The sequence below is a fragment of the Bartonella sp. AP58NXGY genome (assembly GCF_042195785.1).
Classification (GTDB): Bacteria; Pseudomonadota; Alphaproteobacteria; order Rhizobiales; family Rhizobiaceae; genus Bartonella.
In genome coordinates, this window is record NZ_JBHIOY010000140.1 from 1 (window position 1) to 920 (window position 920).

General features: G+C 42.5%; 1 protein-coding gene. It reads left to right on the forward strand.

The window, feature by feature from the left end:
- On the forward strand, positions 1 to 920 hold a 920-nt coding region (locus ACFINC_RS10035; RefSeq protein WP_375617120.1), incomplete at both ends, for a biotin/lipoyl-binding protein.

Consider the following 920-nt stretch of genomic DNA (forward strand, 5'->3'; position numbering starts at 1 on the left):
GCCCTTTATCGCCAACCCTTCATATGGTGGTTGCTGTTTTTGTCGCCTTATTCCTCTTTATTGTCATTGGTAGTTTTATCTCAAAAACAGAGATTGTTGCACGGGGACAAGGGGCGGTTATTCCCACCTCCTATGTTCAACTCGTCCAAGCGCAAAATACAGGACGCATTGAAAAAATTCTTGTAAAAGAAGGGCAATTTGTTCATCAAGGTGATCTCCTTATTCAATTAGATCCCCGCGAAGCCTTAAATGAGCGCGCACGCGTTCAAGCAGATATTGCTCAACAGACCCTTCAAGCGCAAATTGCCGCCGCTATCTTAGCTGCCTTGAGTGAACGAGATCCTTTGGATACGGATTTTGTAACCAAAGGGCTTTCTTATTTGCAAATTCCTGCCTCTAGCAGCAGTACAGCAAGGCTGAAAGGGGAAAAACTCATCCACGCGACTCTTCAATCGCTACAAGATAAAGTCAAAACACTGAAAGCTCAGGCTGACCGTGTTACACGCAGCGGTGCTGTCCAATACGCACAATTGGACAAATTACAAGATGATCAACAATTAAGCCAAGAAAAACTCAAAGCTGCCAAGAGTCTGATGGAAACAAAAGTCATCAGTAACTCTCTTTATTTAGAACGTCTCCATGATTTTAAAAATGTAGAACATGAAATTTTAGCCAATAAAAGACGCTTGGAAGAAAATACCGCTGAAATAGAAGCACTCCACCAACAAAGACAAAGCCTTATTTCCGATGAAATCGCCCGCTATCAGCAGCTTTCTCGTGAAACAGAACTCTCTTTACAAGGCTTAAAAGCCAAACTTGACAGCAGCCAATATCGTCTTGATCACTTATCACTTTATGCACCTGTTGATGGACGTATTGATGATTTAAGTATCCACACTTTGGGTGGCTTTGTAGAAGCG